The sequence below is a fragment of the Halobacillus shinanisalinarum genome, from assembly GCF_022919835.1.
In the GTDB taxonomy this organism is placed as follows: domain Bacteria; phylum Bacillota; class Bacilli; order Bacillales; family Halobacillaceae; genus Halobacillus_A; species Halobacillus_A shinanisalinarum.
The window spans coordinates 4,810,182-4,831,880 of record NZ_CP095074.1; the positions used below are offsets into that span (position 1 = coordinate 4,810,182).

The window sequence follows — 21,699 nt, forward strand, 5'->3', positions numbered from 1 at the left end:
GGATAACATGAAAGAAGTGAAAGCGTTAACAAAAGAGTATCAAATGTATATTGATGGCGAACTTGTTGATTCGAGTAATCAAGAAACGATTGAAGTTACGAATCCTGCAACTGAAAGCGTCATTTCTACCGTGCCAAAAGCAACCCTGGAAGATACGCAAAAAGCCATCGTGTCTTCTGAAAAAGCGCAAAAAGAATGGAGAAAAAAGTCATCCTCGGAGAGAGCTAAATATCTATTTGCGATTTGTCAGGAGATTCGCAACGATGTAGACGAGTTAGCTACTGTCATTTCAGAAGAGATGGGTAAAACATTTGAACTGGCGAAGGTAGAAGTGAGTGTGACGGCTGATTATTTTGAATACATTGCTGGGTGGGCTCGCAAGTATGAAGGGGAAATCGTTCCGAGTGACCGGGAAAACGAAAACATCTTAATTTACAAACAGCCAATCGGAGTAGTGGCCGGGATTTTACCGTGGAACTTCCCGTTCTTCCTCATAGCAAGAAAAGCAGCTCCGGCTCTATTAACCGGAAATACGATAGTACTTAAGCCGAGCAGTATTTCTCCTAATAATGCCTTGGAATTCGCGAAGATCCTTGACAAAGTAGGGTTGCCTAAAGGGATTATCAATATCGTCACAGGAGCAGGCAGCATAGTGGGCGAAGAACTATCCAAAAACCCTAAAATCAGTATGATCAGTCTGACCGGAAGTACAGATGCTGGAATGAAAGTTATGGAAAAAGCATCTCAAAATATCACGAAAGTCTCGTTGGAATTGGGCGGAAAAGCACCATCGATTGTCATGGACGATGCAAATATTGATTTAGCAGTTAAATCGGTCGTAGACTCACGTGTGATAAATACTGGACAAGTATGTAACTGTACAGAACGTGTTTACGTCCATGAAGATGTAGCAGATGAGCTCATAACAAAAATTACAAAAGCGATGTCTGAAGTGACTTTTGGTAACCCGTTAGAAAATAAAGGCGTGGACATGGGACCGCTTTCTAGCGAAGAAGGGTTGAAAAATGTGGAAGACATGGTAGCTCGTGCTGTTGAAGGAGGAGCTAAAGTTCTTACAGGCGGAAAACGAGGAGACGATGCAAAAGGTTATTACTTTGAACCGACGGTATTGGTCAATGTCGATAACAGTATGGAAATCATGCGAGAAGAAATATTCGGACCTGTTTTACCGATTTCTACGTTCTCAACGTTAGAGGAAGCTATAGAGCTTGCGAATGATTGTCAATATGGTTTAACTTCAGCCATTTTTACACAGGACATCAATCACATGATGAGAGCGAGCAACGAATTGGAATTCGGTGAGACTTATGTCAACCGTGAAAGTTTTGAAGCTATCCAAGGATTCCATGCAGGTTGGAAGAAATCGGGTATTGGCGGAGCCGATGGGAAACATGGTCTGGAAGAATTTTTGCAAACTCATGCTGTTTATATCCAATATTAATAAATTAACTTTATATATTAGCTTGTCATTATGATACACTCCCCTTTTAGGTAGACAGATAAAAAATTGTTTTACCTAAAGGGGTTTTTCTACGTAAAAAATTTTAGTTTACATTCAAACAAAAAGTGCTAACAGCATACGAGAATGGAAAAACACCGTTCCGAAAATTGACTGTTTAAAGGCCCATAACGGTGGAGGTGGTTAATAAGTATGCATGCTCATAAAGAAATTATCTATATTGGCGGTATGACAAAATTTAATAACATTCAGGAAGAAAGAGTGAACTGTTTTCTTGAAGCTGTGCAGGAAAAAGGGATTTGGAGTCGTACGATGGCTATGAAGCGGCGAAAAAGTGTATGAGGAACAAACCCCCACTACAGGTATTATTAGAGGAAGCCACGACTTGTCTAAAGGAATTCTGAGGGGACTCCACGAAAAGGGGCTGTCCATCCCCGGCGATGTATCCATCATCAGTTACGACAAAATCCTAGCTACAGAAAGCTTCGAAATATTTCTTTATCCACTGCAGGTGTTTCTCTTTACACCATTACAGAAAAATTGGCTGATGTTGTCATGCGTTTAATTAACGAAGAAAGTGTAGACCAGAGCATCTATCTTGAACCCGAATTAAAAACTACCGAATCTTGTCAAACTCGGAGGAAATTATAGATGAAAAAACCAACCATCTTTTTAGCAGGCGATTCAACCATGGCGGATTACCCCTCTTCTTCCCGTCCTCAAATGGGTTGGGGGCAGAAACTTTTCTCTTACTTCACAGATGAAGTGTTCATTATGAATAAAGCTGTAAATGGAAGAAGCTCGAAGAGTTTCTTGACTGAAGGTCGTCTGCAGGAAATAAACGCCTCCTTAACAGAAGGAGACTATCTTTTTATCCAATTCGGACATAATGACAGCAAGCCGGACGAACACCGGCGGACGGATCCATACACTACGTATCAGGAAAACTTATGCACATTTATTGAAGCCACACGCTCTAAGGGGGCCACACCTGTCCTACTGACTCCGATCCAGCGACGAAAGTACCTGGATGAACATACCCTGGAACAAACCCACGGCTATTTCCCTGATGCAATGAGAGAATTGGCTTATAAGCACTCAGTGATGCTTCTCGACATGACTGTAAAAACAACATCTCTTCTTCTAGAGCTCGGTCCCGAACTTTCCAAGGAACTCTTCATGTGGTTAAAACCAGGAGATTCCGTAAACTTCCCTGAAGGAGCTCGTGATGATACTCACTTGAATGAACGCGGAGCTCAGAAAGTCGCAAGCCTCGTGGTTAATTCACTGGTTGAGCATAACTCGCCTCTTAAGAAATGGATAAAAATCTGATTCAGAGCAAAACTTGGGAGAAGCAAATCATAAGCGTCACTGTAATCATACTGAAACAGTCGAAGCTAAAACAATTTGAGTGGCAAGCTCTGTTTCATTGAGATCCACTTCTTTTAGTCTGAAATTTAGACGTTTTGGTGACTGGATTATGACTGGATACTGTTCATAAAGTTTTAAAACTTATTGTGGTTTATAAATTAACTTTGCGATGGAAACCTTGATATAACAAGGTTTTGTAGAACTTATTATTGTCCTATTAAATAGCCGAGTGAATGGGCGGCATGATGTGATAGCGCCCAACCCCCTTTCAATATAGGGTTTGAGAACAATTTGACTGGATTATGACTGGTTTTTAAAATCGTCCACTAAACCTACAAGCCTCTCAAGAGATTATAATCTCTTGAGAGGCTTTTCTTTTATTCTTAAATATGAGCAGGGGGGGTACAATCCGTTACACTAATTTGGAGATGATATAAAGATGCATATTCTTAGCCAGGATTGGTGCAACTCAGCTCCATGAGATTCGGCTATCAACGCCTCCACAGAGTAAATGTAAACGCTAAACTAGAGTTAACAGTTTTCTAAAACACTTTCAATATACTTATCTTAGTTAATTGAAAGTGAGGGCTTAGGAGTGGAAAGAAGAATGAACTATCATAAAATTCACCAGTTGAAGAATGAGGGGTTCTCAAATAGCGCAATTGCTAGGAAGTTAGGGATCTCAGGGGTTAGGGTGAATCACTTTCTTTAAAAGATATATCTAATTTATTGGGATTAAATCATGGGGGAAGCAAAATCGGTACTTTATGAGAGAAATATAATTAATTTACAAGAGTTATTTTTCAGTTGGATGGATGCGAGCGCAAGTAAAGAAAATCTTTAATAAACACAATTACTACCGGACAAACACGTTCCTCAGTTGTTGTAGAGGAGTTGTTAAAAGTAGGATTTAGTTAGTAGTCCATTAGAGGGTTGGAATAAATTTTAAAAGTTTTCCAATAAGCAAAAAGATAATGTTGTGTTTATTGAAGAAGGTAAAGAAAAAACTATATTAGAAGACATAGACTTCTGATCAATAAGTTCACTTAGTGACTGTTCTACGTTGAGGATGAATTAAAGTGTTGACAGGGGATATAATGCTCATAAAGTCTCGGTAAACATCTTAGAAATTCAATCACGAAAAAACACCTTTTGAATGGACATCTGAAAGCAGATTCCACTTCAAAAGGTGTTTTTTATATCAATTACACATTGATCCTCATAGCCGGAACAAATCCCAAACGGTTGGAGATATGGCCGTTCACGCTTTTTAATGAGTCAATTACCTCCTCCTTTTTATTGACCATACGATCTGTTGGACCGGCTACACTTATGGCTGCAATAGCTTTGCCTGTGTAATTGAATATTGGAACGGCGATGCAGGTCAGTCCGACTTCGGCTTCTTCGTCGTCCATTGAATAACCATTTTGTCTGACGTGGCTCAACTCTTCTAAATAAGCCTGACGGTCAGTGATCGTTCGCTCGGTAAACTTAGGCATCCCTTTTTTAGTTAAGACGCGGTCTACTTCCTCAATGTGAAAGGTGGATACAATCGCCTTACCTAAACCTGTAGAATGAATAGGTTTCCTCGTACCAAGTTCCGCAGTAGTTCTGACGGACTGGTTGGCCTCCGCTTTGTATAAGTAAACAACATCTCCGTTATCATATACCGCTAAGAACGCAGTTTCATTTAAGTCGAGTGCGAGCTGCCTTAAGTAAGGAGTTACGATGTCTACCAAGTTCCACTTCGTAAGACTCGACATCCCCACTTCTATTGCTTTTAATCCCACTTGATACTTTTCAGTGCCTTCGACAAGCTCAATAAAACCTTTTATCTTAAGAGCTTCCATAATTCTATGGGTGGTGCTTTTAGCAATACCAAGCTCCTGTGATACTTCCGCAAGGCTGACAGGTGAATCTTTAGCAGATATTAATTCCAAGATGGTAAGAGCTCTTTCTACAGCTGAATTAGATTGTGTGCTTGCTTTTGGTTCGGGGGTTTGCATGGAATCATTTCAACTCCTTTTAAAATCATAAAATTGGAACGCTGTCTCTGTATTTAATGTTAAGGCCAAAGAGCAAGCTAGTCAATTCCTTTTCAATCAAATCCTGACTCTATTATGATTTCCTAATTTAGTAAAAAAATAAATAAAATCCAAATTTTGTGTTGAAATATTCAAAAAAATTGTTAGAATTAGTTTTGTGGAACGAAATTCCGTTTTATTTTATAATTGCTATTTAAGGGGGTTGATAATCCGATTAAATAAGTGGTTTTATGATGAAAGCTGAAAGCGTTGCCATTTAATTGGGTTTTTATTGCATGTGAAGGAGGAGGTTAATGATGAATCAACCTGAGGTATTGATTACAGATTGTGATCATGCGGACGTGGAAACAGAAGCTCGCTTATTTCATGAAGCATCTGTCTCTTATGAGCTTAAGCAATGTCAGACAGAGGAAGACCTGATTGAACAGGGAAAAGGGTCTCGTGTATTTATTAATCAGTACGCCCCAATTACTGAAGCCGTGCTAAGTCAGCTTCCGGATTTGTCCCTCGTTGTTCGTTATGGAGTAGGTGTTAACAATGTTGATTTAGAAGCTGCTTCACGCTATAACGTGCAAGTTTGTAATGTACCTGACTACGGAATGAATGAAGTGGCCGATCATGCATTAGCATTATTGTTGAATTTTACAAGAAAAATTGAGCTGATGAACGATAAGGTCCGTGAAGGTGTCTGGGATTATCAAGAAAGTGCACCGATTTACAGACATAGCGATCAAACCGTTGGGATAATTGGGCTTGGCAGAATCGGAACGTCCTTTGCGAACAAGGTTAAGGCGTTAGGATGCCGCGTAATTGGTTATGATCCTAAATTCAGCCATGAATTTTCAAAGGAAAGCGTAGATGGAGTGGAGATGGTTAGTCTTCAAGATTTGTTAATAGAATCGGATGCAGTTTCTATCCATTGCCCGTTAGACAAAGCGCATCACCTGATTGATGAACAAGAATTAAAAATGATGAAGCCTTCTGCTTATTTGTTAAATGTGTCGCGTGGAGGGATTATTAATGAAATTGCCTTAGATAAAGCCTTGCAGGAGAAATGGATTGCAGGAGCGGGAGTAGATGTTGCTTCTATAGAACCTCTGCCGGCTGATCATTCTTTATTTAAACATAGAAATTTCGTTTGTACCCCTCATATGGCATGGTACTCAGAGCAGGCCGCACTTGAGTTGAAGCGTAAGGTAGCTGAGGAAGCGAGTCGCTTTCTTAAAGGGGAACAAGTACATTATCCAGTCAACCAAATTCATATCAAAGAGGAGCGTGTAAAATGAAAAAAATTTCAACGTTGTTTGTAAGCGTTTTCTGCATGGCTTTGATTATTTCAGGGTGCGGCGGGACTGAAGGAACCTCAGGGGAATCTCAAAAAACGGAGAAATTAAAAGTTGCATTCAATCAGCCGGAAGAGCATCCGCAGTTTCAAGCTATGGAAGCATTTGGTGAGAAATTTTATGAACGAACGGATGGAGCATATGAAGTAGAAGTTTCCCCGAATGAAACATTGGGGGCTCAACGAGAAACGTTAGAGCTGACTCAGTCCGGCACAATTGCAATGTCAATTGTTGCGGGAAGCCTGATGGAAAGCATTAATGAAGATTTCGTCGTGTTTAACCTTCCATATGTCTATGATTCAAAAGAGCATCAAATGGATGTTTTAAACAACGAAGATATTACAAGTGATCTGTACACGTCGGTTGAAGACGATGGACTTCGTGTGGTCGGCGCATTCCACGGCGGTGTTAGAAATGTTTATAACAAAGAACAGCCAATCAACACTCCTGAGGATTTAAGCGGCATGAAAATCCGCGTAATGGAGAGCGATACAAACGTTCAAATGCTTGAACGCATGGGCGGTGTCGGAACCCCAATGGGACAGGGAGAAGTTTACACAGCCATTCAATCGGGAGTACTCGATGGCGGAGAGAACAACGAGTTGATTTACAATGATTTAAAACACGTAGAAGTGGCGCCTTATTACAGTAAAACCCAGCATTTAATGGTACCTGATTACTTAATAATCAACTCCGATTTATTTAATGACATGTCAGAAGAACACCAGGACATATTTATGGAAGAGTTCCAAGCAGCAATTGAAATGAATAGTGATATGTTTGAGGAAGAAGTAGCGGCTGCAGAGGAAGAAGCCATAGAAGCTGGTGCTGAGTTTAATGATGTTGATATTAGTGTGTTCCAGAAAGAAGTTGAACCACTGATTGAAGAGAAGTTGACGACGGATACAACGAAGGATTTATATGAAAAAGTACGTGAAGCTGCAGAATAAATTGGAGTGGTGAAAAAAGATGGAATTCATTAAAAGAACGTTAGACAAGGTGTTAGGAACAGTCTGTGTAGGACTGTTCGCTTTCCTTGTCACCCTGGTTACCTGGCAGGTATTTACAAGGTTTGTCTTAAACCATCCCAGTGTAATTTCTGAGGAGTTGGCGAAGTATTGCTTTGTATGGCTTGTCCTGTTCGGTGCGGCTTTTGTATTCGGAGAAAACGGGCACATGGCGATACATTTCATTAAAGATAAGCTGCCTAACAGGATCAAAATGGGGGTCGAAGTGTTCATAGAGATTGTAAGTATTGTATTTGTACTGCTGGCTCTCATACTCGGGGCTACCTGGCTACTGAGATTGCCTGGAATCAAATGTCGGCTTCTCTGTCGATTCCGGTAGGGTATTTATATGCCGGATTACCTGTAAGCGGGGCGTTTATGATGTTTTACTGCATCTATAATATTTATTTGGTTTTAAAGAAAGGAAAACCAATAGAGCAACTATAGTTACTCGTTACAGGAGGGGGAAATAGATATGGATGCTGCCATACTAGTTGCATTGATTCTAGGCATAGGTGTTACTTTGTTTTTAATTATCGGCGTACCGATAAGTGTCAGCGTGGGTATTGCTTCGGTGCTGGCTATTTTCACCATCGTTGATTTTGATGATGGATTATTAACTTCGGCTCAGCGGATGTTCACAGGAATGAACTCGTTTACATTGTTAGCCATTCCTTTTTTTGTACTAGCTGGAGGCATTATGAACAACGGGGGAATTGCTGCGAGATTAGTCAACTGTGCCAAGGTCCTGAGCGGCCGGATGCCTGGTTCTCTTGCTCATACGAATACATTTGCGAACATGCTGTTTGGTTCTTTAAGCGGATCAGCTGTGGCAGCTGCCGCCGCGGTCGGAAGTACGATGTCTCCGATGCAGGAAAAGGAAGGGTACAAAAGGGAATTTAGTGCCGCAGTAAATATAGGATCGGCACCAACGGGAATGCTTATTCCGCCGAGCAACATCATGATTGTTTATTCCCTCGTCAGCGGCGGAACTTCCATAGCCGCTTTATTCGTGGCAGGGTACCTTCCAGGCATTTTATGGGGACTGGGCTGTATATTGGTTGCTCTTGTGATCGCTAAGAAGAGAGGGTATAAAAGCCAGATCAATCTTACATTCAAACAGAAGCTGTTTGTATTTATTGATGCAGTGCCAAGCTTACTCCTTGTAGTGATTGTCATCGGCGGTATTATTGGCGGAGTTTTCACTGCGACGGAGGCTTCAGCAATTGCTGTAGTGTACGCACTGTTGCTTTCCTTTATCTACCGTACGATTAAATGGAAAGACCTGCCTGCCATTTTGCTTGATGCAACGAGGACAACTTCCATTGTGCTGTTTTTAATTGGTGTTTCTTCGATTATGTCATGGGTGATGTCCTTTACAAACATCCCGGGTCTAATAGCTGACACGCTGCTGTCACTTACAGGAAATATGATTATTATTCTATTAATCATGAATCTCGTATTACTTCTTATTGGAACGTTTATGGACCCGACCCCGGCAATTCTCATTTTCACACCGATCTTCCTTCCGATCGCTCAAAGTTTTGGAATGGACCCGGTGCATTTTGGAATCATTATGGTATTTAACTTAAGCATTGGAACGATAACACCTCCTGTAGGACCTGTTATTTTCGTAGGATCAAGAGTAGCAGGACTGCCGATTGAAGGGATTGTAAGACCATTGCTGCCGTTTTTTGCGATGGCCGTCGTCGTATTACTAATTGTCGTGTACGTACCTTCTGTTTCCTTGCTGCTGCCGGAGGCGTTCAACTTAATATCCAGATAAAAAGGAGGAAAAAGGATGGAAACAATTGTATATGAAGGACCTCAACAGGTCGCTTATCGAGAAAAGAATTCACCGCAAGCTGCCGGGGGAGAGGTGCTGATTAAAACGTCTCACGTAGGAATCTGTGGAAGTGATCTTAACATTTATGCAGGAGCTCATCCTCGTGCCGAAGCCCCTTTAGTCTTAGGGCATGAATTTTCCGGAACGATCGTTGAAGGGCATTCTGTTCTTCCTCAAGGGACTCGTGTTACTGTGAATCCTTTATTGAAATGCGGGACCTGCCTTCCATGTACAACCGGCCAAAGCCACGTATGTAAAAACTTAAAGCTGATCGGCATCGATTGTGACGGAGGTATGGGAGCTTACGTCACAGTTCCTCAAGAAAACGTAGTTGCCCTCCCTGATAGTGTCTCGCTCGCAGCAGGAGCATTGATCGAACCCATAGCTGTAGCCGTTCACGCTGTAAGACAAGGTGGGTATGTACCGGGAGATGGAATCGTTATTTTTGGCGCTGGTACGATTGGCCTGTGTGTCGCTCAGACGTTACGAAGCTACGGTGCTGCTGATGTGACAGTGGTCGAACCAAATGAGCATCGGTTACAAAAAGCAGCTGAGCTTGGCTTTACAACGATTCATGCGGAAAAGGATGACATAAAAGCAGAAGTGCTGAATGCAACGAATGGTGCTGGTGCTGATTTTGTATTTGACTGTGCCGGTCACCCTGCCGTCCTAAACGCATTAACAGATATCGTGAAGGTAAGAGGCCGGATCATTATTATAGCTGCTTATAAAAAGCCGGCCGAATTAAATCTGCTGCAAGGGATGTTTAAAGAGCTGTCCATTCAATTTGTCAGGGTCTACACAGATAAAGATTTTCAAATAGCTGCAGATTTGCTGGCGAAACATCCGGAGTTTGAAAGAATCATCACAAATGTTCTTCGCCCTGAGGAAGCTGAACGAGGGTTTCAGTTACTAACTTCCAATATGGATGCGGTTAAAGTAATGTATAAATTTAAGTAAGGGAGCTCTAAAAATGAATCAGCTATTTGACTTAACCGGAAAGGTCGCTGTCGTTACCGGAGGAAATCGAGGACTAGGCAAGGATATAGCGGCGGGTCTGGCGGAATCAGGAGCAGATGTAGTTGTGGTGGCAAGAAACGTAAAGCCTGAAGTCGTTAAAGAGCTTCATCGTTATGGAGTTAATGCTAAAGGGATTAATTTCGATCTTCAGCACACTGAACAATTTGATGATTTGGTTTCTCAAATTATTGAAGAATTTGGGAAAGTGGACATTCTCGTTAACAATGCAGGCGTACAGAAACGTCACCCTAGTGTGGATTTTCCAAAAGAAGACTGGGACTTTGTCATGAACATTAATACTAATGCTGTCTTTCTGCTCTGTCAGAAGTTTGGACGCAGGATGATTCAGCAAGGCAGCGGAAAAATTATCAATATGGCTTCCATGCTGTCGTTCCATGGAGGGTTTACAGTTCCCGCTTATGCGGCGAGTAAAGGAGCAGTTATGCAATTTACGAAATCTCTGGCCAATGAGTGGGCGGAACAAGGTGTTAACGTAAATGCCATTGCTCCTGGATATATGGCCACAGAAATGAATACAGCATTGATAGATGATGAAACAAGGAATAAGGAAATTTTAAACCGCATCCCTGCTAAGAGATGGGGAGAACCTAAAGACCTTCGCGGAGCCGCTGTTTTCCTGGCTTCGCCTGCTTCGGATTACATTCACGGATTTACACTAGCCGTTGATGGAGGATATTTAGGTCGATAAATAATAGGAAGTATGAAAAGAATGGAAATAAGGTACTCAGCGAACCCAGCTGATTTTAATCACTATGATAATGAAAGAATTCGTCAGGATTTTCTTGTACAGGACTATTTAAACAAGGAGAGATCTCGATGGTCTACTCCCATTATGACCGATTAATTATAGGAGGGGCTGTTCCGGTAGCGGAGCCGCTTACCCTCGAAGACCAAGACACATTAAAAACAAACTTTTTCCTTGAGAGAAGGGAGATAGGCGTTGTAAATATTTCTTCTGTGTCTGGAAGAGTCACTGTGGATAACGAAACCTACGAATTACAGGAGCGGGATTGTTTATACATAGGGAAGGGAAAAGAGGAAGTAACGCTTGAAAGTACGGACCCTGCTTCCCCGGCTTCTTTCTATTTAGTATCTGCAACGGCTCATAAAGAATACCAGTGCAGAAACTGGCTTTAAAAGATACCGTTCAGACACATTTAGGATCAGACAGCGAGTCCAACAAACGCCACATCTGCAAATATATTTATGAGGACGGCATAAAAAGCTGCCAATTAATGCTTGGTATGACGTTCCTTGCACCAAACAATATGTGGAATACAATGCCTCCTCACGTGCACGATCGTCGAATGGAAGCGTATCTATATTTTGATATGGATGAGAATTCTAAAGTGTTTCATTTTATGGGAGAGCCAGACAATACTAGAAAAATCGTAGTGAAAAACCAGCAGGCCGTTCTCTCCCCTCCCTGGTCGATTCACTCAGGCGTAGGGACAAACAATTATACGTTTATTTGGGCAATGGCCGGAGAGAACTATACATTTACAGATATGGACCATGTCGACATGGAACGAATTAAATAGGATTGCTGTAAGCCTCTTTTTAGAGGCTTACTTCATTTAGAGGAGGGAGAGGGTGAATAATGATGAAGAAAAGGCGCTTGCTGCGCAGCAGGCAGTTCAGTTAATCGACGACGGTAAGTGGGTCTCGGCTCAGGAAGTACGGTTACAATCATGCTTGAGGTACTCGGTAAACGTGTAAAGGAAGGAATGAATATTCAAGGAGTTCCAACATCGAAGAAAACCGAACGGCTGGGGCGTACCCTTGGTATTCCATTAACACCAATAAATGAAAACACCTGTATCGATGTCGCTATAGACGGTGCAGATGAAATAGCTGAAGGTCAACTGGTAAAAGGCGGAGGTGGATCGCTCGTCCGGGAGAAAATTATCGATGCTTATGCTGGTCGACTCATAATCATTGCAGATTCAACTAAGGTTGTACCACAGCTTGGGGCTTTTCCACTTCCTGTAGAAGTTGTTCCCTTTGGATGGCAGATGACAGCGGCTGTCCTAGAGTCCCTGGGCTGCCGTGTCCAATTACGAACGCAGCAAAACGAAATCTTTTTATCAGATAATGGCAATTATATTGTGGATTGTCACTTCACAAGCATTTCTGATCCCGCAAAGCTGCATGCTCAAATTAATCAAATTGCCGGTGTAGTGGAAAACGGCTTATTTATAAACATGGCCACCGACATTTTCGTAGGAAACCGTATTATCAAAGGAGGGAATTGAATGAATATCGTTACGATTGGGGATGCCCTGGCTGTTTTTGAACCTTTCACGAAAGGGCCGATGAGATTCGCTCATCAGTTCGAAAAAAAGGTGGGAGGTGCAGGTTAAATGTTTTGATTGGAGGCTCAAGGCTGAGACTCAAGATGGGGTGGATCAGCAGACTGGGTCGTGATGAATTCGGGCGATCGATCAGAAATTTTGCCAGAGGTGAAGGCGTGGATACGTCATAAGTCCAGCTTCAAGATGGGACACCCACTTCCCTCGGCTTTAAGGAAATGATGGAGGACGGCAGTGTGCGCACCTTTTATTACAGGGAGAACTCGCCTACCTTGTCGATGATACCGGAAGACTTAGATGAAACCTACATTAAACAGGCTGACATTTTACATATTACAGGAATTTTCCCTGCAATTGATGACAGTAACATTCCGGTGTTAAAAGAAGCCGTCCGGCTCGCCAAGAAAAATGGTGTGAAGGTTTCGTTTGATCCTAATATTCGATTGAAATTATGGAATAAAACAAAGGCACGAGAAACGCTTGCCCCGCTGCTGGCCGAAGTGGATATTCTTCTGGGAGAAAAGGAGCCGGAAAAAATAATCGCCCGGACACGTGCCTTAGGTATCCCCTTCGTTGCATTAAAACGTGGAGAGCTTGGTTCCATCGGTTATGATCCTTTTGAAGAAGCAACGGCAGAACCTGTACCTGCAGCTAAAGTTGTAGATACCGTTGGAGCGGGCGATGGGTTTAACGCAGGAGTGCTCTACGGGATTCTTCAAGGGTGGCCATTAAAGAAGGTGCTGCATTTTGGAAATAAGATCGGTTCCATGGTCGTCGGAGTTAAAGGTGATAGCGAAGGGCTTCCTTATTATGAAGAAGTTCAGGAAGTGTAGGAGAAAAAAGTCATCGACCGATAGAAAGGAATGTGACGAATGAATAAACTGCATACTTTACAGATGATTCATCAGGAAAAATTGATTGCGGTAATTCGAGGAGATACACAGGAAGAGGCTGAAATGATAACAGAAGGGTCCTATTCAGGCGGCATAACGATTATGGAGCTTACCTATACCGTTCCTGGAGCTACGTAAGTAATTGAAAGGCTCTCCCAGCAAAAAGACAAAAGCTGGATCATTGGAGCTGGTACCGTCCTTGACGAAGTTACAGCGCGAATGGCGATTGAAGCAGGAGCCCAATTTATTGTAGGTCCAAACTTCGTTCCTGAGGTAGCCAAACTGTGCAACCGATATCAGATTGTTTATATACCTGGCTGCCAAACCGCTAAAGAAGTCATTGCGGCTATGGAGGCTGGCGCAGATATCGTTAAGTTATTTCCTGGAAATATCATCACACCAGGCGGCCTAAAGGCAATGAAAGGACCGCTTCCTCAAGCAAATCTTATGCCTTCCGGCGGGGTAAGTGTAGCTAATGTACACGAATGGCTGGATAATGGAGCAGTTGCTATAAGTGTAGGCTGCAGCCTATATCAATCAAGTCAAAAAGAAGTGACCAGTGCTTCTAAAGAGATCACTCATCAGTTATAATCATAACCCTTCCAGCTCGTTTCTTTAAATCCCGATAAGGCCAGTAATCATCTGGATTAAAACATTCTTCTATCCATTTGAAGCCTAATTCATCCGATTTTTGCATTAACTTTTGAGCATAGGGAAGGTCTAAAGACATCCAACAATCCCACATCAACCAATGATCTTCCCCTACAAGGTTACGCATTTTTTTACTTGCTCTATATTTTTCCTTAATCCTTCTTCCCCATCAGCTGGACTATATTTCAAAGGCATTTTCCCTCCTATAAAACCCATTTCTTTTGCTAAATCAGGACGGGCGGCCTTCCTCAGTAAAGCGCTTGGGATAGGGTTAATTTGATCTGCTTCTATCACCCATAAATCCCCATAAACCCTATACATCATCTTTATATCCCTATGAAAATACCTTCCAATTACTAGCTTCAAAGTCTGGGATTTGTTCATTAGGCTGATCACTTTCTATTATCTCTCCTTCATATCTCCTAGCCCATTCTGCCATATAATATCATGGTAACGGGTGGAGAGCACGAGGCGACCCGATATGGATTTAAACTTTGTTGGAGATGTGTGATTTGGATATTATTCAACCAGACGTTGGCTGGTGTGGGGGATTGACAGAACTCATTAAAATAGGGAATCTAGCAGAAAGCTTTGGAAAGCTAGTCATACCTCATGGAAGTGGAGTTTACAGCATCATTATGTAACTACCAAAATAAACAGCCCCTTTACTGAATACTTGTTATGAGCCCTGAGGCAGATCACCTAGCACCTCAGTTTTATCCATTAATAAAAGATGAACCTATACCGGAAAATGGTAAATTGAAGGTAGACGATACACCGGGATTTGGCGTAGAGCTTAATAAAGAATCGGGGTTGAAGGAAGTATTAAAAGAACAGTAATTTGATACTGCAAGGGTCATTAAATACCTCCAATCTATTAGTATCATCTCTAAAGACAGGCCTATATGTTTTAGTGGAATTCGCTTAAGTTAATGTTGATTAAAAATCCACTATTTATGACTTGATATTGACTGGATGTTGTTCATGAATTTTGATAACTTAATTAACCACAAACTAGTACCGTCACGTTGGGTATCCTACTATATAGAGTTTTTAACTCTTATCATTAAGTATTTATTAACTTCAGGGAATGGGCGGCATGATGTAAGTTGCCCCCCATAAACCTTGATATGACAGAGGCCGGTGATCACATGGTGTTGTGATCAAACGTTGTTTTCATATTTTAAATCATACCACAATCATGCGGATGCTCTTTTGAAGCTTTAATCACCCTTTTGCGTCAACTACAAAAAACCCCTACTCTGTTATCGTAAGTGGGGGGAATTAGGTGACATAAATTATTAGATTGGTCACATGATCATATAAATGATCACGAATTGGGAAATAGACATCAAAAGAGACTATCATGATCACTTTGCTTAAAAAAGTAATTTAGGAGTTATGCGGTTCATAAAGAGTAAAAAAAGTGGATAAAAAAACTACCGTAGACGACGCATATGAATGACACCAATATTAGTTTTTAGGCATATAACAAAGCGTTATTCGAAACAAAATAAGATTATTTTTCGTGGATTTATGAAAGTCACAGAATTCGTGCTGGTTTCATCATGTTGGATTTTTTTCATTTCAGTTTATCCATCCTTGATTATAAGGTTTCCTTCATAGATCACTTTAGGTAACCCTGTGATGTTCAACAGCCTTTTAAAACATGGGTCAACCATCTGACCACAAAAAAGAGGGTGACCACATAATTGATCACGAATTGCCTAAAAGGTTATGAAAATGTGCGAAATTGCCATAGGTATTGAAAGGTGATTTATTGGTTTTGTCAGTAATATGAAAGAAAATGTACGTTCGTGAAGTAGTGTATTTAAACGAGTGATGTAAGAAACTTAAAGCGCCAATCCTTGATTTATTAGGGGTTGGCGCTTGTTTTGTATGTGACTATTTGGGATTTTCAGGTTTATTAGAACGGTTTGAACATCACAAAGCTAGCTCAATTATTTAAGAAGATTGCACAGTAGCGAGGTGGATGTTATATATTTTAAACTTCGTTACTACATAATTAGTTCCTTCTATAACCATACTAAGCGGGCTCAACACCTATTGAAAAATAGAACTTAAAGGATGTAACCCATGGGAAATCGCGAAAACCAACAGAACGAAGAACTGAATAACTTCCTTGAGCAGCTCAAACAAAATGATGATTTTAAAAGCAGTCAGGTGAATAAGGAAGAGGCTTCTTTTTACATAGGATATTTTAACTCTATCATCGATAAAAAAGTTTTTCAGGAATTGGTTATGTCCTATATGAAACAGGCTACCTTTACTGATCTTGAGGAATTGAGTTCCATTCTTCCTTCAAACCAGATTCAAATAACGGAGGATAAAAAAGAGATTGAACAAGAACTATTAAATGGGAAAATCGCCATCTTCATGGAAGAATCTACAGAATGTCTATTAGTTGCGACACCACTAAATGAGAAGCGCCAAGTATCAATTCCAGAAGTGGAGTTTAGCGTAGTCGGCCCCAAAGAAGCTTTTATTGAAGACATTGAAACCAATCTAAATTTAATACGAAAGAGAATCCCGGTTTCTCATTTAATGATAAAAGAGATGAATGTAGGCAGTGTAACAAAGACAACCGTTGCTGTGGCATACATTGAAGACTTTGCGGACGCCGAAAATGTAAAAACTGTGATACAACGCATTAAAGATATAGATATTGATCAAATCGTTGATAGCTCATTTATTCAACAATTGATTTCCGATGATACGAATTCACCTTTCCCTCAGTTACTTGATACAGAGAGACCTGATCGTATTGCTTCTGTGCTGACAGAAGGAAAAGTAGCCATTTTGGTCGATGGTTCTCCACATGTTCTGATTGGGCCAACCACCCTGGTTGAATTCTTTTCGGCTTTTGAGGATTACTTTTTAAATTGGATAGTTGCATCGATCTTCAGGATGATTCGCCTATTTGCCGTCACCTTTTCTATTTTAGTTACTCCTTTTTATGTCGCTATTTTAACGCATCATTTTGATATCATTCCAGAGTCACTTTTGGCAACCTTAATCAGTTCACGAGCTCAGGTCCCATTTCCGCCGATTTTAGAAGCACTTATTTTAGAGCTAACGATTGAATTATTACGTGAGGCCGGGGCAAGACTGCCCACAAAAGTTGGGCAGACGATCGGTATCGTTGGAGGTATTGTTATTGGAACAGCTTCTGTTGAAGCAGGATTAACCAGTAACGTGCTCTTAATCATTGTAGCACTTGGAGCATTGGGTTCATTTACTACACCTGTTTACAAAATGAGTAATACGATTCGCCTCATGCGTTTTCCTTTTTTACTATTTGCTCACGTGTGGGGTTTAGTAGGAATAACGATCTGTATGTGCTATGTAATGGTCCATTTATTGCGGTTAACTTCTTTGGGAAGACCTTTTTTAGAACCTGTTTTTCCTTTCCGATTCAAAGATTTAAAAGATGCATTTATCAGGCTCCCCTTCCGTTATCAGAAGAAGCGGCCGCTTGAAGTCAGGACTAATCAGCCTACACGTTTTGAGGAAGAAAACTCAAAGCGATGAGTTCAACGAGGAGGCAATTCATGATTAAAAAACAAGACCAGGTCTCCCCCTTCATGGTTTTCTTCATAGTTGTATCCGCTCAGCTCGGAGTGGGGGTTCTTAGTTTTCAGAGTGAAATTGCTAAATATGCCGGTCACGATGCATGGATGTCCATCATTCTGGCGGGAATTACCATGAATATTGTCATCTGGATGATGTATCAAATAATGAATAAGGAAAAGACTGACCTTGTAGCTATCAATTGTAAAGTGTATGGAAAGTGGATAGGCAGTTTGTTAAGTATGGTGTTTTCCCTCTATTTAATATTTTTAGCAGCTTTGATTCTGCGTATCTTTATTGAGGTCATTCAAGTGTGGATGTTCCCTTTTGTTAATATTTGGGGTTTGTTACTGGCTATTCTCCCACTCGTTTATTACATTATCTCCGGAGGCTTTCGTACAATCGTCGGAGTGTGTTTCTTTGGTGTAGCTATTCCTTCTTTTCTTATATTCACTTTATTTTTTCCTTTACCTTACTCGCATGCGACAAAAATTTTACCAATATTTGATCATTCCTTAATGGAACTAATCTCTTCGGCGCCTATAGCAGTTTTTAATTTATTGGGTACGGGAGTATTATTGGTCTATTATCCATTTATAAGTGAAGCACGAAAGTCACAAGTATGGGCCCATCTTGGAAATGTATTCTCCACGGCAGTATACACGGTTGTTAGTCTAGTAACGTTTGCATATTTTACACATGAGCAATTAAAGGAATTAATTTGGCCAACCCTTATGTTATGGAAAATCATTGAACTTCCTTTTATGGATCGATTCGAATACATTGGAATTGCTACTTGGTTTTATATAATTTTACCGAATATTTCCTTATACCTTTGGGGTGGAAGCAGAATTGTAAAAAGGATTACCACCATCTCTCAAGAGCGTATATCGATCTTTTTCCTTCTCGTTATTTTTGTCTTCTGTTTATTACTAGACACTTGGGAACAGATAATGAGCTTTTCCTCGGGATTTCCTATGTGGGGATCGGCATATTATACGTCTATGTTCCGATTTTGGTTTTGTCCTATTTTATTATGGAAAAGGTGAAAAAACATGCGACTAAATAAAAGTGTCGTATTTTTGCTGCTCATTTCAATCGGATTACTAGTAAATTATACGATGCCTAAAAAAATTGTTGACCAGATTCAGCTCGTTACCGCTGCAGGCTATGATGCAATGGAAGACGAGCAAATCCGTGGTACCGTTCTCTCATCTAAATACTCTAAAGAGGGAAGGTCAATAATTTCCTCTATACGGGAACGGCGTCTATGATTTATGAAAACCTTGCCCAATTAAATACAGAGGCTTCTGGAGAATTATTTAATGGGAAATTGGAAGTTGTATTATTCAATGAAGAACTTGCACGTAGAGGGCTTGCTAAATATACGGATTATCTGTCACGTGAGCCGAATATAGGAGCTAAACTCCAGTTAGCTATCGTAGAAGGTTCTACTTTAGAATTTATGAAGATTATAAAAGAGAGAAAGAAAGAGTCCGGAGTTTTTATAACAGATTTGCTTGATCACATGGGAAATCTTCCGACAACGAATTTAAAAGAATTTGGCTTTCATTATTTAAATCAGACAAGTGACGCTTACTTACCTATGTTGAAACTAAAAAATGATAAAGCGAAAGTTAGTGGAATTGCATTTTTTAAGGAGGATAAATATGTCTATAGAATCTCCTTAAAAGAGGGCCTAATTTTTAAAATGTTAACGGAGGATGTAGGAGAAGGGGAGTATATGCTTAAGACAGACGAGTTCAATGCTGCTATTCAAAATGTATCCTCTTCTAGAAAATATGAAGTAGATAAGTCAGGGGAGGATATTAAAATTTCGGTAGTTTTTGAAGGGGTAATAAAAGAATACACGGGCAATAATTTGGCTAATAACATGGATCAGGTAACCGAGCAATTAAAAGAGAAACTAGAACAAAAAGCTAACGAATTGGTTAAACGATTTCAGGAGGAAAATATTGACCCAATTGGACTTGGGGAGCAAGTGAGGAGTAGGCAAAGGGAATTTCGTTACAAGCAATGGGAGGAAAGTTATCCCTCTATCAATATTACTGTTGAGGTAGAACCTGTTCTTACTCAAACAGGGGTAAAAAAATAAAAAGGCATTGATAAAGGACTCCCAGTTCTAGTTGAAATGGGAGTTCCATGTCGAGAATCTAATGCAAATTAAAGGTACAATAATGTTTGATAGTATAATAATGGCTGTCACTTCCGGAACCCAAAGTGTTTAATCGTAAACGATAAAAAGAAGCTGAAGTCCCTTCGTCGGGAAGTTCAGCTTCTTTTAACACCGAATGGTTTACATAATACATTTCAAGGAAATTATGATGGATGCTTTTGCTGTAGTAGAAAACGAAAGTAGTTCTCGATTTGATTTATTTCTTCAGGCTGCACATTGAGCCATGCCTCTTTATCAAAAATAACCGGCTTCTCATAGCCTTTATTCTGCAAAAATAGTTTGATTTCCCTCATTTCATCTTCCTTTTCATCACTTAGCCCTAATAGGTAATCAGCAGTTGTATTCAATGCATAAGCAATTTTCGAAAGATCATCAAGGTCTGGTGAGGTGTAATGACGTTCCCAATTCGATACAACTTGTGCGGAAACGCCTACCTTTTCTGCTAACATCGTTTGAGTTAAACGTCTCTCTTTTCTTAATGACCGAATACGTTGATAAACCACGTCAGACACCTCCTTCACTTATTATACCACAAAACTAACGAAAGTCGATAGGTTAAGTAACGGAATCCTTTATTTGCGCTAAAGGAATGCGTTAATATAGGTAACGGATTCCGTTATTTAGTTGAATTATATAGGAACCTAGAGCGATTCGTGTATAATAATTGATGTAAGAAAGGAGGGTGATTTTTTGAAACCTAAGGTGATTAGTATTGTCGGCCCTACAGCGGTTGGTAAGTCAAAACTTGGTGTCGAAACTGCTAAACGCTTCAACGGGGAAGTTATCAGTGGAGATTCGATGCAGATTTATCGCGACATGAATATCGGGACGGCGAAAGTGACGACGAACGAGATGGAAGGCGTTGTTCACCATATGATTGATGTAAAGGATGCTGGTCAATCATTTTCTGTGGCTGAGTTTCAAAAAAAAGTGCAATCACTTATTGTCGCTATTTATGAGCGCGGGAAGGTACCTGTTTTAGTGGGAGGCACGGGGTTGTACATACAAGCGACACTATTTGATTACAATTTTTCATCAGAGGAAAAAGACGAACGGATTATGAAGGGTCTTGAACAGCAAGCGAGGGAGCAGGGGATTCAAGCGATGTATGATCGGTTGGTGCGTATTGACCCTGTTCAAGCAGAAAAGATTCATCCGAATAATGAACGGCGGGTGCTAAGGGCCCTTGAAGTATATGAATCTACAGGACAAACGATGAGTGAGTATCAATCTCTGCAAAGTTCCGTTTCTCCTTTTCAGCCTATTTTTATTGGGCTTGAAATGGATAGGGAGCTGCTTTATATAAGGATTAATAGCCGCGTTGATCAAATGATCGAAGACGGTTTAGTAAGTGAAGTCCGAAGCTTATATGAACGGGGGCTGGAAGGGTATCAATCGATGAGTGCGATTGGCTATAAAGAATTCATTCCTTACTTTAAGGGGGAATATGAGCTCGATCGTGCTGTTGAACTGTTAAAACGTAATTCTAGACGTTACGCTAAGCGACAATACACATATTTCAAGAATAAGCTGAATGTTCATTGGTACACTATTCATCCAGAGAACTATGAGAATAAATTCGAAAAAATATTACATGATTTAGCAGGAATGCTGGAAAAAAGCTAGAATGATAATAATATAGATAGAAAAGAGGAGGAAGATTCATGGCTCAGTCCGTAAACATTCAAGACAATTATTTAAATCAATTAAGAAAAGAACGTATGCAAATAACGGTCTTTTTACTAAATGGCTTTCAGTTGCGGGGCGTAGTAAAGGCCTTTGATAATTTTACTGTTCTATTTGAAACAGACGGTAAACAACAACTAATTTTCAAGCATGCAATTTCAACTTTCGCACCTGCGAAAAATATTGCTCTTGATAAAGAATAGAGAGTGGTGACGAGCGCGGGATTCGCGCTCGTT

At 40.5% G+C, this 21,699-nt stretch carries 26 protein-coding genes and 2 pseudogenes; 24 read left to right on the plus strand and 4 right to left on the minus strand.

What is annotated here, in order from left to right; all coding sequences use genetic code 11:
• The first annotated feature begins 7 nt into the window (after positions 1-7).
• From aldA to MUO14_RS23775, 4 genes are all read left to right on the plus strand, one after another.
• The gene (aldA, locus tag MUO14_RS23765; RefSeq protein WP_244752953.1) at positions 8-1,462 is read left to right on the plus strand and encodes an aldehyde dehydrogenase; all 1,455 of its coding nucleotides are present in this window, start codon (positions 8-10) and stop codon (positions 1,460-1,462) included.
• A 210-nt stretch (positions 1,463-1,672) separates the two neighbouring features.
• Positions 1,673-1,822 carry a hypothetical protein gene (locus tag MUO14_RS23770; protein WP_244752954.1) on the plus strand — a complete coding sequence of 50 codons (150 nt, stop codon included), beginning with the start codon at positions 1,673-1,675 and terminating at the stop codon, positions 1,820-1,822.
• Positions 1,815-2,045, plus strand: a complete 231-nt coding sequence (locus MUO14_RS24955; RefSeq protein WP_396265778.1) for a substrate-binding domain-containing protein — start codon at positions 1,815-1,817, stop codon at positions 2,043-2,045. The genes MUO14_RS23770 and MUO14_RS24955 overlap by 8 nt, the downstream gene beginning before the upstream one ends.
• Positions 2,046-2,131: 86 nt before the next feature.
• Positions 2,132-2,812, plus strand: coding sequence for a rhamnogalacturonan acetylesterase (locus tag MUO14_RS23775; protein ID WP_244752955.1), 681 nt, complete (start codon positions 2,132-2,134; stop codon positions 2,810-2,812).
• A 1,244-nt stretch (positions 2,813-4,056) separates the two neighbouring features.
• On the opposite strand, the gene MUO14_RS23780 is transcribed toward MUO14_RS23775, so the two are convergent.
• Positions 4,057-4,857, minus strand: a complete 801-nt coding sequence (locus MUO14_RS23780) for an IclR family transcriptional regulator (protein WP_244752956.1) — start codon at positions 4,855-4,857, stop codon at positions 4,057-4,059.
• Between the two features lie 332 nt (positions 4,858-5,189).
• Between MUO14_RS23780 and MUO14_RS23785 the strand changes: the two genes are divergently transcribed.
• The 12 genes and pseudogenes from MUO14_RS23785 (at position 5,190) to MUO14_RS23835 (ending at position 13,929) form a co-directional block, all read left to right on the plus strand.
• A complete protein-coding gene (locus MUO14_RS23785) occupies positions 5,190-6,182 on the plus strand; it encodes a C-terminal binding protein (protein ID WP_244752957.1) in 993 nt (330 codons plus the stop codon).
• Entirely contained in the window at positions 6,179-7,189 is a 1,011-nt protein-coding gene (locus MUO14_RS23790) for a TRAP transporter substrate-binding protein (protein WP_244752958.1), read from the plus strand. The genes MUO14_RS23785 and MUO14_RS23790 overlap by 4 nt, the downstream gene beginning before the upstream one ends.
• Positions 7,190-7,208: 19 nt before the next feature.
• Complete coding sequence (locus tag MUO14_RS23795; RefSeq protein ID WP_244752959.1) at positions 7,209-7,586, plus strand: TRAP transporter small permease; 378 nt, start codon at positions 7,209-7,211, stop codon at positions 7,584-7,586.
• A complete protein-coding gene (locus MUO14_RS24960) occupies positions 7,559-7,693 on the plus strand; it encodes a hypothetical protein (RefSeq protein ID WP_396265779.1) in 135 nt (44 codons plus the stop codon). Before MUO14_RS23795 ends, MUO14_RS24960 begins: the two co-directional genes overlap by 28 nt.
• Positions 7,694-7,721: 28 nt before the next feature.
• Entirely contained in the window at positions 7,722-9,032 is a 1,311-nt protein-coding gene (locus MUO14_RS23800) for a TRAP transporter large permease (protein ID WP_244752960.1), read from the plus strand.
• Between the two features lie 15 nt (positions 9,033-9,047).
• On the plus strand, positions 9,048-10,052 hold the full coding sequence (locus tag MUO14_RS23805) for a zinc-dependent alcohol dehydrogenase (protein ID WP_244752961.1): 1,005 nt from the start codon (positions 9,048-9,050) through the stop codon (positions 10,050-10,052).
• Positions 10,053-10,065: 13 nt separating this feature from the next.
• Positions 10,066-10,821, plus strand: coding sequence for a 2-dehydro-3-deoxy-D-gluconate 5-dehydrogenase KduD (gene kduD, locus MUO14_RS23810; RefSeq protein ID WP_244752962.1), 756 nt, complete (start codon positions 10,066-10,068; stop codon positions 10,819-10,821).
• Between the two features lie 21 nt (positions 10,822-10,842).
• A pseudogene (kduI, locus tag MUO14_RS23815) lies at positions 10,843-11,674 on the plus strand (5-dehydro-4-deoxy-D-glucuronate isomerase).
• Positions 11,675-11,824: 150 nt separating this feature from the next.
• Positions 11,825-12,388 (plus strand): ribose 5-phosphate isomerase A, encoded by a 564-nt coding sequence (gene rpiA / locus MUO14_RS23820; RefSeq protein ID WP_318035997.1) that lies wholly within the window; start codon positions 11,825-11,827, stop codon positions 12,386-12,388.
• Between the two features lie 113 nt (positions 12,389-12,501).
• A pseudogene (locus tag MUO14_RS23825) lies at positions 12,502-13,278 on the plus strand (sugar kinase).
• Positions 13,279-13,317: 39 nt separating this feature from the next.
• Positions 13,318-13,476, plus strand: coding sequence for a beta/alpha barrel domain-containing protein (locus tag MUO14_RS23830; protein ID WP_244752963.1), 159 nt, complete (start codon positions 13,318-13,320; stop codon positions 13,474-13,476).
• 3 nt (positions 13,477-13,479) lie between these two features.
• Positions 13,480-13,929: a beta/alpha barrel domain-containing protein gene (locus MUO14_RS23835; protein WP_255822218.1), complete on the plus strand. Its 450-nt coding sequence runs from the start codon at positions 13,480-13,482 to the stop codon at positions 13,927-13,929.
• On the opposite strand, the gene MUO14_RS23840 is transcribed toward MUO14_RS23835, so the two are convergent.
• Complete coding sequence (locus MUO14_RS23840) at positions 13,913-14,116, minus strand: enolase C-terminal domain-like protein (RefSeq protein WP_244752964.1); 204 nt, start codon at positions 14,114-14,116, stop codon at positions 13,913-13,915. The two genes, MUO14_RS23835 and MUO14_RS23840, sit on opposite strands and share 17 nt — an antisense overlap.
• The gene (locus MUO14_RS23845) at positions 14,101-14,313 is read right to left on the minus strand and encodes a hypothetical protein (protein ID WP_244752965.1); all 213 of its coding nucleotides are present in this window, start codon (positions 14,311-14,313) and stop codon (positions 14,101-14,103) included. Before MUO14_RS23845 ends, MUO14_RS23840 begins: the two co-directional genes overlap by 16 nt.
• A gap of 188 nt (positions 14,314-14,501) precedes the next feature.
• On the opposite strand from MUO14_RS23845, the gene MUO14_RS23850 reads away from it, so the two are divergent.
• From MUO14_RS23850 to MUO14_RS23875, 6 genes are all read left to right on the plus strand, one after another.
• Positions 14,502-14,633, plus strand: a complete 132-nt coding sequence (locus MUO14_RS23850) for an enolase C-terminal domain-like protein (protein WP_244752966.1) — start codon at positions 14,502-14,504, stop codon at positions 14,631-14,633.
• A gap of 37 nt (positions 14,634-14,670) precedes the next feature.
• The gene (locus tag MUO14_RS23855) at positions 14,671-14,829 is read left to right on the plus strand and encodes a hypothetical protein (protein WP_244752967.1); all 159 of its coding nucleotides are present in this window, start codon (positions 14,671-14,673) and stop codon (positions 14,827-14,829) included.
• 1,257 nt (positions 14,830-16,086) lie between these two features.
• Positions 16,087-17,541 (plus strand): spore germination protein, encoded by a 1,455-nt coding sequence (locus MUO14_RS23860; protein WP_244752968.1) that lies wholly within the window; start codon positions 16,087-16,089, stop codon positions 17,539-17,541.
• 20 nt (positions 17,542-17,561) lie between these two features.
• Positions 17,562-18,629 (plus strand): GerAB/ArcD/ProY family transporter, encoded by a 1,068-nt coding sequence (locus MUO14_RS23865; RefSeq protein ID WP_244752969.1) that lies wholly within the window; start codon positions 17,562-17,564, stop codon positions 18,627-18,629.
• A 6-nt stretch (positions 18,630-18,635) separates the two neighbouring features.
• Positions 18,636-18,854, plus strand: a complete 219-nt coding sequence (locus MUO14_RS23870; protein ID WP_244752970.1) for a hypothetical protein — start codon at positions 18,636-18,638, stop codon at positions 18,852-18,854.
• Positions 18,851-19,696 (plus strand): Ger(x)C family spore germination protein, encoded by an 846-nt coding sequence (locus tag MUO14_RS23875; protein WP_244752971.1) that lies wholly within the window; start codon positions 18,851-18,853, stop codon positions 19,694-19,696. Before MUO14_RS23870 ends, MUO14_RS23875 begins: the two co-directional genes overlap by 4 nt.
• A 224-nt stretch (positions 19,697-19,920) precedes the next feature.
• Here the strand turns inward: MUO14_RS23875 and MUO14_RS23880 are convergent, their stop codons facing one another.
• On the minus strand, positions 19,921-20,280 hold the full coding sequence (locus tag MUO14_RS23880) for a helix-turn-helix domain-containing protein (protein ID WP_244752972.1): 360 nt from the start codon (positions 20,278-20,280) through the stop codon (positions 19,921-19,923).
• Between the two features lie 187 nt (positions 20,281-20,467).
• Here MUO14_RS23880 and miaA point away from each other — a divergent pair, with 187 nt between their 5' ends.
• Together miaA and hfq are read left to right on the plus strand one after the other, a co-directional pair.
• Positions 20,468-21,403: a tRNA (adenosine(37)-N6)-dimethylallyltransferase MiaA gene (gene miaA, locus MUO14_RS23885; RefSeq protein ID WP_244752973.1), complete on the plus strand. Its 936-nt coding sequence runs from the start codon at positions 20,468-20,470 to the stop codon at positions 21,401-21,403.
• Between the two features lie 38 nt (positions 21,404-21,441).
• Positions 21,442-21,666, plus strand: a complete 225-nt coding sequence (gene hfq / locus MUO14_RS23890; RefSeq protein ID WP_244752974.1) for an RNA chaperone Hfq — start codon at positions 21,442-21,444, stop codon at positions 21,664-21,666.
• Positions 21,667-21,699 lie beyond the last annotated feature (33 nt).